This window comes from Capnocytophaga canimorsus (assembly GCF_002302565.1).
In the GTDB taxonomy this organism is placed as follows: domain Bacteria; phylum Bacteroidota; class Bacteroidia; order Flavobacteriales; family Flavobacteriaceae; genus Capnocytophaga; species Capnocytophaga canimorsus.
Window position 1 is genome coordinate 2223653 of the sequence record NZ_CP022382.1, and the last position, 12960, is coordinate 2236612.

Here is a 12960-nt window from a genome sequence, read left to right on the forward strand (position 1 = left end):
AAGGTTGAGCTTACATATTCTATTTCACCACCTTGCTTAAGCTGACAAAAAATAATTTATTCATATTTTCTACACACAAACGGATTCACCTATTTGAGGCAAAAGTAACTCTTTCCCTTTGTTTTTAAAGAGATTGATGGCATTTTGATGGTCGATTTTTATAAAACCAAAAGTGTCATAATGCACACCCAAAACACGATTACATTTTACAAACTCGGCTGCCATAAGGGCATCTTCTATATCCATTGTAAAATTATCTCCGATGGGCAATACTGCCAAATCAAGCCTATAACGTACAGGAATAAGTTGCATATCGAAATGAAGTGCAGTATCCCCAGCGATATAAATGGTTTTATCCTCGGTTTGTAAGATAAAGCCTCCTGGGTTTCCTCCTGATTTTTTATCGGCAAAGGTGGAGGAATGTACCGCGTGTACCATTTTGAGTTTTCCGAAAGGGAATTTCCAACTGCCCCCAAAGTTCATTGGGTGCCCTGATATTCCTAATTCGTCGTAATATTCCACGATTTCAAAGTTAGAAATGACTTGGGCTTGGGTGCGTTTTGCGATGCGTTCCACGTCAGCTACGTGGTCTTGATGAGCGTGAGTGATGAGGATATAGTCCGCTTTTACTTGTTCAACATCAATGTGTTTGGCAAGTGGATTGCTACTGATGAAGGGGTCAACCAACAGATGCAGGTCTCCAATTTTGATTCCGATGCACGAATGTCCGTAATAGGTGATTTCCATAGTGCTATTATTTTTAATTTTTTGTCAAAGTAAGAAAAAAAAGATTTAAAAAAAGCCTTTGGTTATGATAAAAATTTCTAAATAAAACGAAAATCTTTCCTGGTTTTAAGATTATTTATAAAAAGGCTAAAACAATAGTCCAATAAAAAACAGCACTGAAAGCAAAAAAGTGCTTAAAGCTACTACTTTAAGTTCTTTGTCTAAAACTTTGAGTTCTTTATTCTTTTTTACTCGTATCAGATGAGCGATCAAAGGCAGAAAAGCAATCCAGTATAAAAGTTTCCAATGTGTGTGAAGGTGAAGTACGGAGTAAGTCAGCATCAGGAACATTGCCAAAATCACCAAGTAATAATGGTAGTATTTCGCCCATTGTATCCCGATTTTAACCACCAACGTATTTTTACCTACGGCTTTGTCGTTTTCATAGTCACGCATATTGTTCAAATTCAGTACGGCAACACTCAAAAAGCCAATGGCTGTGGCGGGTAAAATCACCTTCCAAGGCAAGTGATGAACGTACAAAAAGTACGAACCTAAAACGCTAAGCCAACCGAAAAATAGAAATACGAACACATCGCCCAAACCTCGATAGCCATAAGCCGATTTGCCTACCGTATATTTAATCGCTGCCACTACGGAAAGTACTCCCAAAAGCATAAAAACAACAATGTATATAATATGGTCTCTGCCAAAAGCCTTATATATCAGAATGACGGCGGCTAATACGGCAAGTAAGGCAGTTACTGCTACGGCGGTTTTCATTTCACTTCGGGTGACTTTACCACTTTGCAAGGCACGTTGAGGTCCGATGCGGTTGTGATTGTCCGTGCCTTTGACTCCATCGCCATAGTCATTGGCAAAATTGGAGAGAACTTGTAGCAAAATGGTGGTGGTCAGTGCCCATATAAAAATATCGGAACGAAATAGGTCTTGGCTGTAAGCCAAAGCACTCCCCATAACAATACCCGAAACGGAAAGGGGCAAGGTTCGTAGTCGTGCCGCTTGTATAAAAGTTTTTAATTTCATATCCTCAACGGAATTGATTTTTATTGAAGTTTGGTTTGCGTTTTTATAAAGTTTAAAGAGGGAATGTCCTCTCTTTTTTAGTCTTTCTTGTAATTTTTTCTATATCATCTATCTTTTCACCACAATACCCAATGCTTCCAGGATTTGGTCGTCTTGGAAGAGAACTTTGGCATACGCCACCAGCTCGGTATAGCTAGGGTAAAGTTTGTCCAACGCTTCATCGCGGATTTCAGTAGCTTTTTGGGCTTCGCCAGCCTCTTTTTTCTGATTTTCTTTTAAGGTAGATAGCTCCTGCAAAGCCGTTTTTTGAGCCTCCAAGTCGGTTTGTGTGATGTTGATAGTACCTACTTTTGCCAAGAAGTCCGAATTGCCCAAAAGTTGTCCATAGAAATTGCTCACCTGCTGATGCCAAGAAGCATAGGCGTTTTTACGTCCAGCATTGAGCTCCAATACCGAAATAGCCTTTACATTCCCTTTGAAAAGAATCTTACAAAAGGCGATGTGTCTTCGGTAAAGTTCGTCGATTTCCTGTCTTTTTTGATTAAATTTTTCTGTTTCGGCATACTGCTCGGCATATTCTTTCTTCTGGTTTTGCATTAGTTGTTCCAGCTCAGCTACTTTTTGCAGATAAGTGTTGAGTTTTTCTTCCGTATAACCCAAAGTTTGTAATTGAGGTAAGATTTCGGGTAATTTGGCATTAGAAAAAGCAATTCTCATTTTAGAAATCATTTCATCAGTTGAGATGTAAAGACTTTTTTTCGTAGGTTTTGTATTCTCTTCCATAATATATAATGTTTAAAAGATTATTTTTTGTATGTGTACCCCATTATTTTGATTAGCAAGGTGCAGAAATGATATATCGGGCTTCAGAAATGAGTTGTCAAGTGTCAGAAATCATAAATCAAGTTGCAGAAATGACTTAGCAAGGTTGATAATTCATTTCTGTGACTTGCTGATTCGTTTTTTGAGGTTGTTGGCATTTCTATTGGTTGTAAGTTATTATAAAAGATATACGAATTGTTTTTAAAAATTTTAGTATGAATAGTTATGCCTTATGTTCGTTGAGTGATTAAAATCTGTCTATTTTTTTCTTTATCAAAGAATAAAAAAACATCTGAAGAATTAAAATAATTATAATCGTTTTCATAAATTTGCCCTATAAAGATAGAATTAGGAGGTGTTTGGTCTCCTTGTACAAAAATAGGTTTCAATAACAAATTATCTACAAAGCTCGTTTTTCCTTTTTCATTAAAATCTTTTTCATCATACATATTTGAAATATTTGAATTTAAGATTCTATATTTTTCATATCTGTATTTACCAAGTAAGTGGGATAATATCATTTCAAAATAAAACGTAGCCTCTGAATTTCCAAAATTTGGAATTTTATTTAAAATAAGATTGATACCTTTTTCCATCTGAACATCCCTATCTTCATTTTTCAGATTTAAATAAACTTGCAAATTATTCTCAAACTCTTGTGAAATAATATTATATGCTTCTTCTAAATATTGAATGTTGGGAAAAATAATCTCATCTTTATAAGCTAATTTTTCCTCAACAATATCAAACTGAACTTCATCTACATCAATCCTGTAATCTCCGAAATGACATTCGTTATAGTCCCCTGTGTCCCATATAGAAATGATATGAAAAACTTTATCTCCTATTTCATTATGGTTTTTAATTTTGATTGTTATCAAAGGCAAAAAACAGTATTTAGCTAAAGGGTTTGTTTCAGGAACAAAAACATTATTAAAGTTAGGGTAAGGTAAAAGCTCTATTTGGTATTCTTTTTCTCTTCTATTAAGAAATTCATTGATAAATTCATTTGGTATCAGAGAAAATATAATATCCTCTTTATGGGCAATATAGGGGATAATATCTCCTCTTTCTCCTTTTTCGACGAATAATATTTTATCCCGTTTAAAAGTTTTACCCTTAGAATCTTGGTAGATTAATTCATAATTGAAACGATAATAGCCTTTACCTTTAGTATTATAATACCAATCATCAGACCAAGATGTCTCTCCTAAATCGATAATAGTCTCATCAGAAGAACTATAATAATCAATCTTCAAGTCATTTTCTGTCATTTGTTCAAAAAGAATAGAGTCAATTGCACACCAAGCATCTTTGAATTTTTTTGCAACAATGTTGTTGATATAATTTGTTAGACTTGCATAATTCATAAGTATCTGATTTTTATCTTAACTAATCCACTGATTCTCCCCAAAGTCAGGTTTTCTTTTCTCTAAAAATGCGTTGCGTCCTTCCTTGGCTTCGTCGGTCATATAGGCAAGGCGGGTAGCTTCGCCAGCGAACACTTGTTGCCCTACCATTCCATCGTCGGTGAGGTTCATCGCAAATTTCAGCATACGGATAGAAGTTGGCGATTTGGCAAGGATTTCTTGAGCCCACTCATATGCTTCCTCTTCCAAACGAGCGTGAGGCACTACTTTATTGACCATTCCCATTTCAAACGCCTCCTGTGCGGAGTAATTTCGCCCTAAAAAGAAGATTTCACGAGCTTTTTTCTGTCCTACCATTTTTGCCAAATACGCTGAGCCATAGCCTCCGTCAAAGCTGGTAACATCGGCATCGGTTTGTTTGAAAATGGCGTGTTCTTCACTGGCTAAGGTAAGGTCACACACTACGTGAAGTGAGTGTCCGCCACCTACTGCCCATCCGTTTACGGCAGCGATGACTACTTTGGGCATAAATCGGATAAGTCGTTGTACTTCTAATATGTTGAGTCGGTGTCTGCCGTCTTCGCCTACATAACCTTGATGCCCACGTGCTTTTTGGTCGCCACCACTGCAAAATGCGTGTCCGCCATCTTTGGGGCTGGGACCTTCCCCAGTGAGGATTACCACGCCTACACTTGCATCTTCGTACACGTGATAGAAAGCGTTGTAAAGCTCAGAAGTGGTTTTCGGGCGGAAAGCGTTACGTACTTCTGGTCGGTTAAAGGCGATTCTTGCCACGCCGTTACATTTTTTATAAGTAATATCTTCGTATTCTTTTACAGTTTGCCAATTTATTTCCATATAATATATTGATTAGACAGCAAAAATACCGAAAAAAACGGATAATAAGCAAGTTTGCCTCATTTCGTAGAGGTCAAATGCACAAAATAGTACTTTTAAAGAGATTTTAATTGTAACCACATAGCACTAAAAAACGATGTCCCTTTGTGGTTTAAAGCACTTAATTTACAGAAATTTTCTGTTTTTTTAAACGTTCAAAGTCAAAAAAGGGTGCAAATAAGTGAATTTAAGGGTGATTATTTTCGTATGTTTGACCCAAATGAGAGTAATGGGGGTGAGGCTTTGTTTGAAAAAATCATTACATTTGCTGTTACAAAATACCAAATATGTCAAAAATTGTTTTGATAACGGGGGCAACCTCAGGCATAGGCAGAGCTACTGCACAATGGCTATCTGAAAACGGATACGTAGTTTATGGAACGGGACGCAGTGTAGCGCAGGAAGATTTACCCTTTAAGTTAATCCGTATGGATGTACGTGATGGGCAGTGTGTAATTGAAGCAGTACAACGTGTTGTCGCCCAAGAAAAACGTATAGATGTGTTAATCAATAATGCAGGGGTGGGCATTACCGGAGCGGTTGAAGAACTCCCTGAGGAAGCTTTGCAAAACGTTTTTCAGACCAATCTCTTTGGTGCCATACGAGTCATACAGGCAGTACTTCCCTATATGCGAAATCAAAAATCAGGGCTTATCATTAACATTACCTCCATAGCAGGGTATATGGGTTTGCCTTTTCGAGGGGGGTACTCGGCAAGTAAAGGGGCTTTAGTGCTTATCTCCGAAGCGTTGCGTATGGAACTGAAAAATACGGGAATACACGTAACTACAATCGCACCTGGTGATTATGCTACAGATATCGCTTCGCGCAGATATCACGCTCCGGTAAAAGCCAATTCGCCCTATCGGGAAGTTTATCAAAAATCACTGGATTTGATGAACCAACACGTAGATTCGGGAGGGAATCCTATCGAAATGGCAAAGAAAATACATCGTATTATCGAAACTAAACACCCCAAGGTTCATTATTCACAAGGAAGTTTTCTCCAGAAATTTTCTGTAATACTCAAACGGATTTTACCCGCAAAATGGTACGAAAAAATGTTGATGAATCATTATCAGTTGGATTGAAAAATTAAAAAATTCAAAGATAAAAAAAAATAGATGCTATAAAACTAATATCTGATAGATATAAACTGAAAATAACTAAAAACCAGTAATATATGAAATTCTTTATTGACACAGCAAACCTAAATCAAATCCGTGAAGCACAAGACTTGGGGGTTTTGGACGGAGTTACTACCAATCCTTCCCTTATGGCAAAAGAAGGCATCACTGGGGAGCAAAACATTTTGAAACACTATGTGGATATTTGTAACATCGTGGATGGTGATGTATCGGCAGAGGTTATTGCCACCGACTTTGAAGGCATCGTTAAAGAAGGGGAGATGTTGGCTGCACTACACCCACAAATTGTGGTTAAAGTTCCGATGATTAAAGACGGGGTAAAGGCAATCAAATATTTTTCCGACAACGGAATACGTACCAATTGTACGCTTGTTTTTTCTGCTGGACAAGCCCTTTTAGCTGCTAAGGCAGGGGCTACTTATGTGTCGCCTTTTATTGGTCGGTTAGATGATATCTCCACTGATGGCTTACAACTCATTGAAGATATTCGTTTGATTTACGATAATTACGGTTTTGAAACCCAAATTTTGGCAGCTTCGGTGCGCCACACGATGCACGTTTTGCAATGTGCTAAAATCGGTGCCGATGTAATGACAGGTCCGCTTTCCGCTATTTTAGGATTGCTCAAACACCCACTTACCGACAGTGGCTTGGCACAATTCTTAGCCGATTACAAAAAAGGAAATTAAAATAACTTTAAGCCATTAAGCAGGCAACTTCCCTTTTTGGGGAGTTGTTTGTCTTTTTGTACTTCACTTTAAAATCAAAATATAAAAATGAACCGATTAAAATTTGTAAGACTGATGAGTCTTTTCCTACTTTTGTTTATGGGGATTTCTTGCCAAAACCAAAGTTTGCAACGATATATGGTAGAAAAATCGGAACGTCCTAATTTTACTAATTTAACGATGAATCCGAATGATTTTTTAGGTGCTATAGCTACCCAGCAAGAAAAGGTTTCTTTTCTAACAAGAGTCGATAAAATCAATGTATTATCGTATGAGCGTCAGGACGAAATCACCTTTGAAAAAGAACTTTCCGAAGCAAAACAAATGATTAAAAATCAGAATCTTAACGAATTGGTTCGATTTAATGAGAAAAACATCAGTACACAAGTTTTGTATATGGGTACTGATGAAAATATTCGGGAAGTGATTCTATTTTTTGTTGAAAAGAGAAACCGATTTGCCATCACTCGTATAATTACTCAAGGCGTTCATATTGATGAAATTAGCCAATTAGTAAGCCTTTTGCAACTTCAGAAGTGACAGGTATCAAGTAAAAAGTAGAAAGTGACAAGTATCAAATAGTGTTAGCCCCAAACTATGGGGGTGATGTAAAAAGGATGATATCTTTAAAAAAAGAGGGTATTCTTGTCAGGCTCTTACGAGAGGTGAAGATAGGTAATCGAACTTTACATAATTTACAAGCTTTGGTTGTTGATAATGAAGAAGCTCCATTACTTTTGGGACAATCTGCATTAGAGAAGTTTGGTTCAATTGAAATTGATAATAAAAAAGACTTAATAATTTTGAAGGATTAAAGATTTTTTCGATTATCTTGTATGTACCAAATAGTAAAAATTTAATTTTTTAAAACACATTAGACCGAGAATTTCTGAACAAAGTCAGACCAATCTCCTGAAAATTGCATATTTGAAAGCCTTTACGAGAGACACGAGTAAAATTGACAAAAGGCTGCCCGAAAACTATGGGGCAGCTCTTTCATTTATTATATATAATGCTTACAAGCTCTCAACAATTTTCCGAATGCCTTTAAACCCGATAATAGCTCCGAAGCAGGCAATGGCAATGCCTATGAGCAGTACGGGGATAAATAGGGGATGTGCTTTGTTGGTAAAAGCCGAGTGAATAACTACGGGACCTAAAAACAAGCACGGCAAACTGATAGCCAAAAGTTGAAACCCTTTTTTGATGCCTTGTTGTATCATTTATTTGGTGTTTAAAGGGTTTACCTCCAAGTACATTTCGTTGGCAATAGGGTTGAACGATTTGCTATTGGCAAAGGGTTTGACGGGCATTTGAGGCATTTCAGGCTGAGGTTTGCCACTGCCCGTGAGGTGATCGAGTACTTTTTTGAGTAGCGGATCGCTACTTTGTCCCAACTGCCCCATTTTTGATAAATCTTCCTCAATTGAGATGTCGGGAGTAATTCCTGAGGTATAATCGCCTTGTCCTAAGCTGTTTTCTATTTTTAACACTAAGGGTTGCATTGCCCATTTGTGTTTGGGGTTTCTAGTTCCTTGTTTATCAATAATATCGTAAAGAGTAACTGAACCTTGATTTTTTCCTACGGTAATATCGCCTACTTGTATTACTTTGATATGAGGTTTTAGCCCATTGATAATCAGTTCACTGGCAGAGGCTGTTCCGTTGGAAGTGATAATATATATTTTATTCAGATTTAGGCTATTGATGCTTTCGCTATGGTTATTATTCAAAACGATTTTGTCGGTAAATAAATTATCGGTAGATCTTCTTTCCTCCATAACCTTTTGTAGTTTTTTGTTCCAACGCTCTTTGGCAAAAACCTTTCCAGTGAATTGCCCCGTAATCATTGAGGCTAAGTAAGTTGCTGTTTGTACCGAACCTCCACCATTGTAGCGTAAATCAAGTATAAAATGCTGTATGTTTTCGTTTTTAAACTGTCCAAAAACATTGTTTAAGGCTTGATTTGCCTCATCACTCCCTACGAATTGGTTGTACATTAGATAGCCTACTTTTTCTCCGTTGGCTAAGGTGATAACTTGGTGTTTGTGTATGGGATTTTCTTTGATTTCTGTTTTATTTAGGGTAACGACTTTTCCCGTAGGGACGATTCTGTTTACGGGTTTGTTTTCAATAATTTGGCTTTCAATACGATAAACTTCAAAAGACATTGAGGGTTTATCGTTAAAAAGTAATGCTCGGTAGTTGTTCAGGTTTAAGGGTTGTCCGTCAATGCCTATAAAAATATCACCGCGTTCAATGCCTTGAGCTTGTGCATCGGAATTAGGGAGTATGTAACGAACAAATCCTAAAACACCATCGCTGCTGCCGTATGTGGTTAGTCCGAAATTCATTCCCGAACTTAATGAAATCCCTTGAAAATCGCGCTCCAATTCGGTATAATCATCAACAATATAGCTGAATCGGTCTATTTTTTTATATTGATGGAGTAAGGAATAGAAGAATTTTTCGGGGTCGGGATGATTTTTGAGAAACGTAGCATATTTTGGGTTTCCTAAATGGGTTTGAGAAAGGGTAGTTGCGAAGCGATTATCCGCTAATTCAGGAACATTTTCCTGCCAAAGGTAATACGTATTAAGCCCTTGCCAGATAAAATCTTGAACTATAAGGTTGTCATTTTTTTCAGTGGGTTTTATGTTGTCATCAAAATCATCTTTGCACGAAAAAAGCATAACTGCCAAAGTGCCAAGTAAAAAAAATCGTTTCATAAATCATTATTTATTATTTTTGCTTGACAAATGTAACAAAAAAACGATACGTTCGTCTATGCTAATAGAAGAAACATTTAAAAAAGATGAATCAAAGCGTATTTTTAAAAAGTGTAGCTCCATTTCAAGATAAAATTTTTCGTTTTGCAAAACGATTGCTTATATCCACCGAGGAAGCCCAAGATGCTTTGCAGGAAGTACTATTAAAACTATGGCAACAACATCAAAATCAACACAAAATAAAAAATTTGGAAGCCTTTGCAATGACGCTAACCAAAAATTGGTGTTTTGATAAACTCAAGGCTAAAAGCACTGATAATCTTTCGCTTTCGCACTTTCAGTACGATGCCAAAAGCGAGAACTCACTGCAAAAGCAGGTGGAAACTAACGATATGGTAAACCTCGTAAAACAACTGATTGACCAATTACCCGAACAACAACGAATGATAATACAGTTGCGAGATATTGAACAGTATGAATTTGAAGAGATTGAAGAAATTACTGGAATAAAACAAGCTACCTTACGCGTTATACTATCACGAGCAAGAAAGTCCATTCGAGAGCAGATGGTTGGTTGTTATAAGGTTTGAAAGATTAAAAGATTCAAAAAATTAAAAAGATTGAAAGAATCGAGAAGTTTAAAAATTGAAAAGATTAAGAAAGATGACAAATAAAGAAAATCTAAAAACAGAGGAAATTCGGCTTAAACTTGAAAAATATTTCGAAGGAATCTCCTCATTGGAAGAAGAAAAAGAGCTGAAAGCCTATTTTACTTCAGCAGCAGTTTCCCCCGAATTGGAACAGTATCGTCCGCTTTTTACTTATATGGAACAAGCCTCACAAGAACAGACTGTTATACCGAATTTAAGGCTCCAAAAACCGATCCTTTCTCGCTGGCGTATTCCACTTGTGGCAGCAACCTTTAGCGGAATTGTAGTTTTGGCAGGTTTTTTGTTTCATAGGAAAGAGCAAGAACAAATGCATCAAGCACAATTGGCTTATGAGCAAGTGTATCAAGCTTTGCAAATTGTTTCATCGAATTACAATAAAGGAGCTGATAAACTTGTTTACTTGAAAGAATTTGAAACAACAACTCAAAAAATTGTAAAAACAGAAAAATTTTAATAAATAGGATAGATTATGAAGACAAAATTTATTTTTTTAGTAAGTGCTTTATTCGGATATTTTAGTACACAAGCACAATCCGTATTTGATAAATTTGAAGATAATAGCGAGGTAACTACCGTAGTGGTTTCTCAAAAAATGTTTCAGATGCTCTCAAAAATAGACTCAAAAGACCCTGAAGCTAAGGAATTTATGGATGTAGCTAACAAACTTACTGGGCTTAAAATTTTCACAACCTCTAATAAATCGGTAGGGCAGAAAATGAGTGATGAGGTCAAAAAATATTTATCTACAGCTTCGCTTTCTGAGCTAATGCGCGTAAAAGACAAAGACTCAAACGTGAAGTTTTATGTAAAACAAGGTAGAGATGCCGACCACGTTTCGGAATTATTGATGTTTATTGTGGATAGTTCAGACTCCCAAACCGTTCTACTTACCCTTACAGGCGATATTGATCTTAACAAAATAGGAGCATTAACTGGGAATATGAACCTTCCTGAGGAGTTCAAAAGTATAAAGAAATAGAAGGCCATAAAATTCAATTCATTTAAAAAAACCTATCGGAAATTTAAAAGTTCTGATAGGTTTCTTTTTTGTACAAAACATCAGAAAAGTTATTATTAAGTTATATTTTTGCAATACATTTAAGTCTGTTTAAAGAATGAAACAACCTGCCATAGCTCTTGCACAATATGTCATTCAGGCGTGTAAGGCGAAAAATATAAAAAACATAGTAATATCGCCTGGTTCGCGTAATGCTCCACTAACCATAGGTTTTTCAAATCACCCGTTTTTTAATTGTTACAGCATTGTTGATGAACGATGTGCGGCTTTCTTTGCATTAGGAATTGCACAGCAGATACGTCAGCCCGTAGCTGTAGTTTGTACTTCAGGTTCTGCATTGCTTAATTACTATCCAGCCATTAGTGAGGCTTTTTATAGTAATATTCCTTTGGTTGTGATTTCGGCTGACCGTCCTTCGGATAAAATTGACATTGGTGATGGGCAAACCATTCGCCAACGAAATGTATTTGCCAATCATATTGCAGATAGCGCTAACCTTTCAGAGGCAATTACCGCTGAAAAAAGTAATGTTTATCTGCTCAACAGGGCATTAAATACAGCGATTCAGCAGCAATTGCCTGTGCACATTAATGTACCTTTTGAAGAGCCGCTATATCTAACTACTGAAGAAGAGGTTTATTTCGAGTCGATTACTCCCGTAACCCCAGAGTCGTATTTGCCCGATGTTGCTCTCTCCGATTTTATAAAAGCTTGGAACGATAGCCCTAAAAAAATGATTTTGGTTGGGGTATTAGCGCCCAATACTTTGGAACAAGCGTTTATAAACCAATTGGCGCAAGACCCTTCGGTATTGGTGCTTACTGAAACGACCTCTAATTTACATCACGTAAATTTTATTCCGTATATCGATAAGTTGCTGACTTTCTGTGAGCAATCGGAAGCTCTGAAAGAGCAGTTACGTCCCGATTTATTGCTGACATTCGGAGGGTTGGTAGTGTCTAAAAAAATAAAACAATTCTTACGAAAATATCAACCTAAATATCACTATCATATTGATTTATACCGAGGATATGATTCGTATTTTTGTTTAACACATCATTTTCAGGCTGAAATCAACTTCTTTTGGCAACGGACGTTTCCTAATCTGACTAAGGTTGCTTCCGATTATCAAAGTCAATGGCTTAAAGTCAATGATTTAATTCATAAAAAGCATTTGCAATATGTGAGTGATGTCGCATATTCCGATATGAAGGTTTACAAGAAGATATTTGAAGAAATTCCGCAAGATTATACCATTCAGCTTAGTAACAGTTCTACGGTGCGATATGCACAATTGTTCAAATGCAACCCCAGCTGGAAAGTATTTTGTAATCGCGGAACTAGTGGCATTGATGGAAGCATTTCTACAGCCATAGGTGCTTCGGTAGGGGCAGAAGCAAAAACCTTACTTATTACTGGTGATTTGAGCTTCTTTTATGATAGTAATGCGTTGTGGAACAAATACATCCGTAAAGATTTTCGTATTATACTCATTAACAACCAAGGCGGAGGTATTTTCAGAATTTTACCTGGTGATAAATCGGATAAGCATTTTGAGACTTATTTTGAAACCCCGCACACCCTTACCGCTGAACATCTTTGTAAAATGTACGGATTGGATTATCAAAAGGCAGATAATTTTGAGGATTTCAATACAAAATGGTTTGATTTTTTCGCTCCTTCGTTATGTCCGAAGTTGTTAGAAGTGCAAACTCCAAGGCTTGAAAATGATAAAGTTTTGTTAGAATACTTTCAGCTTCTGAAAAAATAGCCTACCTTTATGGTCTAATTTTAATTTAATATT

At 36.7% G+C, this 12960-nt stretch carries 15 protein-coding genes; 8 read left to right on the forward strand and 7 right to left on the reverse strand.

Translation table 11 applies throughout. From position 1 onward, the window contains the following. Nucleotides 1–69: 69 nt before the first annotated feature. From CGC47_RS09770 to CGC47_RS09790, 5 genes are all read right to left on the reverse strand, one after another. Nucleotides 70–747 carry a metal-dependent hydrolase gene (locus tag CGC47_RS09770; protein WP_042001468.1) on the reverse strand — a complete coding sequence of 226 codons (678 nt, stop codon included), beginning with the start codon at nt 745–747 and terminating at the stop codon, nt 70–72. Between the two features lie 126 nt (nt 748–873). Then, on the reverse strand, nt 874–1773 hold the full coding sequence (locus tag CGC47_RS09775) for a 1,4-dihydroxy-2-naphthoate polyprenyltransferase (RefSeq protein ID WP_042001469.1): 900 nt from the start codon (nt 1771–1773) through the stop codon (nt 874–876). A 108-nt stretch (nt 1774–1881) separates the two neighbouring features. After that, entirely contained in the window at nt 1882–2556 is a 675-nt protein-coding gene (locus tag CGC47_RS09780; protein ID WP_013996680.1) for a hypothetical protein, read from the reverse strand. 269 nt (nt 2557–2825) lie between these two features. Continuing rightward, nucleotides 2826–3965: a hypothetical protein gene (locus tag CGC47_RS09785; RefSeq protein WP_042001470.1), complete on the reverse strand. Its 1140-nt coding sequence runs from the start codon at nt 3963–3965 to the stop codon at nt 2826–2828. 18 nt (nt 3966–3983) lie between these two features. Then, the gene (locus CGC47_RS09790; protein ID WP_042001472.1) at nt 3984–4823 is read right to left on the reverse strand and encodes a 1,4-dihydroxy-2-naphthoyl-CoA synthase; all 840 of its coding nucleotides are present in this window, start codon (nt 4821–4823) and stop codon (nt 3984–3986) included. A 326-nt stretch (nt 4824–5149) separates the two neighbouring features. Between CGC47_RS09790 and CGC47_RS09800 the strand changes: the two genes are divergently transcribed. The 4 genes from CGC47_RS09800 (at nt 5150) to CGC47_RS09815 (ending at nt 7553) form a co-directional block, all read left to right on the forward strand. After that, a complete protein-coding gene (locus CGC47_RS09800; protein ID WP_042001476.1) occupies nt 5150–5953 on the forward strand; it encodes an SDR family oxidoreductase in 804 nt (267 codons plus the stop codon). A gap of 92 nt (nt 5954–6045) precedes the next feature. Then, the gene (fsa, locus tag CGC47_RS09805) at nt 6046–6699 is read left to right on the forward strand and encodes a fructose-6-phosphate aldolase (protein WP_042001479.1); all 654 of its coding nucleotides are present in this window, start codon (nt 6046–6048) and stop codon (nt 6697–6699) included. Nucleotides 6700–6786: 87 nt separating this feature from the next. Beyond that, nucleotides 6787–7278 carry a DUF4252 domain-containing protein gene (locus CGC47_RS09810; protein WP_082025341.1) on the forward strand — a complete coding sequence of 164 codons (492 nt, stop codon included), beginning with the start codon at nt 6787–6789 and terminating at the stop codon, nt 7276–7278. 77 nt (nt 7279–7355) lie between these two features. Beyond that, the gene (locus CGC47_RS09815; protein ID WP_095900300.1) at nt 7356–7553 is read left to right on the forward strand and encodes a pepsin/retropepsin-like aspartic protease family protein; all 198 of its coding nucleotides are present in this window, start codon (nt 7356–7358) and stop codon (nt 7551–7553) included. A gap of 201 nt (nt 7554–7754) precedes the next feature. On the opposite strand, the gene CGC47_RS09820 is transcribed toward CGC47_RS09815, so the two are convergent. Further along, entirely contained in the window at nt 7755–7961 is a 207-nt protein-coding gene (locus CGC47_RS09820) for a DUF6095 family protein (RefSeq protein WP_042001485.1), read from the reverse strand. Then, a complete protein-coding gene (locus CGC47_RS09825; protein ID WP_042001488.1) occupies nt 7962–9467 on the reverse strand; it encodes a S41 family peptidase in 1506 nt (501 codons plus the stop codon). It abuts the gene before it with no gap. Nucleotides 9468–9553: 86 nt separating this feature from the next. On the opposite strand from CGC47_RS09825, the gene CGC47_RS09830 reads away from it, so the two are divergent. The 4 genes from CGC47_RS09830 to menD all read left to right on the forward strand — a co-directional run bounded on the left by CGC47_RS09830 (nt 9554) and on the right by menD (nt 12927). Continuing rightward, nucleotides 9554–10057, forward strand: coding sequence for an RNA polymerase sigma factor (locus CGC47_RS09830; RefSeq protein ID WP_042001490.1), 504 nt, complete (start codon nt 9554–9556; stop codon nt 10055–10057). 73 nt (nt 10058–10130) lie between these two features. Continuing rightward, the gene (locus CGC47_RS09835; protein ID WP_042001493.1) at nt 10131–10592 is read left to right on the forward strand and encodes a hypothetical protein; all 462 of its coding nucleotides are present in this window, start codon (nt 10131–10133) and stop codon (nt 10590–10592) included. Between the two features lie 15 nt (nt 10593–10607). Further along, entirely contained in the window at nt 10608–11117 is a 510-nt protein-coding gene (locus tag CGC47_RS09840) for a DUF4252 domain-containing protein (protein ID WP_013996703.1), read from the forward strand. A gap of 136 nt (nt 11118–11253) precedes the next feature. Further along, nucleotides 11254–12927 carry a 2-succinyl-5-enolpyruvyl-6-hydroxy-3-cyclohexene-1-carboxylic-acid synthase gene (menD, locus tag CGC47_RS09845; RefSeq protein WP_095900301.1) on the forward strand — a complete coding sequence of 558 codons (1674 nt, stop codon included), beginning with the start codon at nt 11254–11256 and terminating at the stop codon, nt 12925–12927. The last annotated feature ends 33 nt before the right edge of the window (nt 12928–12960 follow it).

Excerpts from the sequence above, each read along its gene's own strand:
- CGC47_RS09780 (WP_013996680.1), bottom strand. The coding sequence starts at position 2,556 with ATGGAAGAGAATACAAAACCTACGAAAAAAAGTCTTTACATCTCAACT.
- menD (WP_095900301.1), top strand. The coding sequence starts at position 11,254 with ATGAAACAACCTGCCATAGCTCTTGCACAATATGTCATTCAGGCGTGT.
- CGC47_RS09770 (WP_042001468.1), bottom strand. The coding sequence starts at position 747 with ATGGAAATCACCTATTACGGACATTCGTGCATCGGAATCAAAATTGGA.
- CGC47_RS09830 (WP_042001490.1), top strand. The coding sequence starts at position 9,554 with ATGAATCAAAGCGTATTTTTAAAAAGTGTAGCTCCATTTCAAGATAAA.
- fsa (WP_042001479.1), top strand. The coding sequence starts at position 6,046 with ATGAAATTCTTTATTGACACAGCAAACCTAAATCAAATCCGTGAAGCA.
- CGC47_RS09815 (WP_095900300.1), top strand. The coding sequence starts at position 7,356 with ATGATATCTTTAAAAAAAGAGGGTATTCTTGTCAGGCTCTTACGAGAG.
- CGC47_RS09825 (WP_042001488.1), bottom strand. The coding sequence starts at position 9,467 with ATGAAACGATTTTTTTTACTTGGCACTTTGGCAGTTATGCTTTTTTCG.
- CGC47_RS09820 (WP_042001485.1), bottom strand. The coding sequence starts at position 7,961 with ATGATACAACAAGGCATCAAAAAAGGGTTTCAACTTTTGGCTATCAGT.
- CGC47_RS09785 (WP_042001470.1), bottom strand. The coding sequence starts at position 3,965 with ATGAATTATGCAAGTCTAACAAATTATATCAACAACATTGTTGCAAAA.
- CGC47_RS09775 (WP_042001469.1), bottom strand. The coding sequence starts at position 1,773 with ATGAAATTAAAAACTTTTATACAAGCGGCACGACTACGAACCTTGCCC.
- CGC47_RS09800 (WP_042001476.1), top strand. The coding sequence starts at position 5,150 with ATGTCAAAAATTGTTTTGATAACGGGGGCAACCTCAGGCATAGGCAGA.
- CGC47_RS09790 (WP_042001472.1), bottom strand. The coding sequence starts at position 4,823 with ATGGAAATAAATTGGCAAACTGTAAAAGAATACGAAGATATTACTTAT.
- CGC47_RS09835 (WP_042001493.1), top strand. The coding sequence starts at position 10,131 with ATGACAAATAAAGAAAATCTAAAAACAGAGGAAATTCGGCTTAAACTT.
- CGC47_RS09810 (WP_082025341.1), top strand. The coding sequence starts at position 6,787 with ATGAACCGATTAAAATTTGTAAGACTGATGAGTCTTTTCCTACTTTTG.
- CGC47_RS09840 (WP_013996703.1), top strand. The coding sequence starts at position 10,608 with ATGAAGACAAAATTTATTTTTTTAGTAAGTGCTTTATTCGGATATTTT.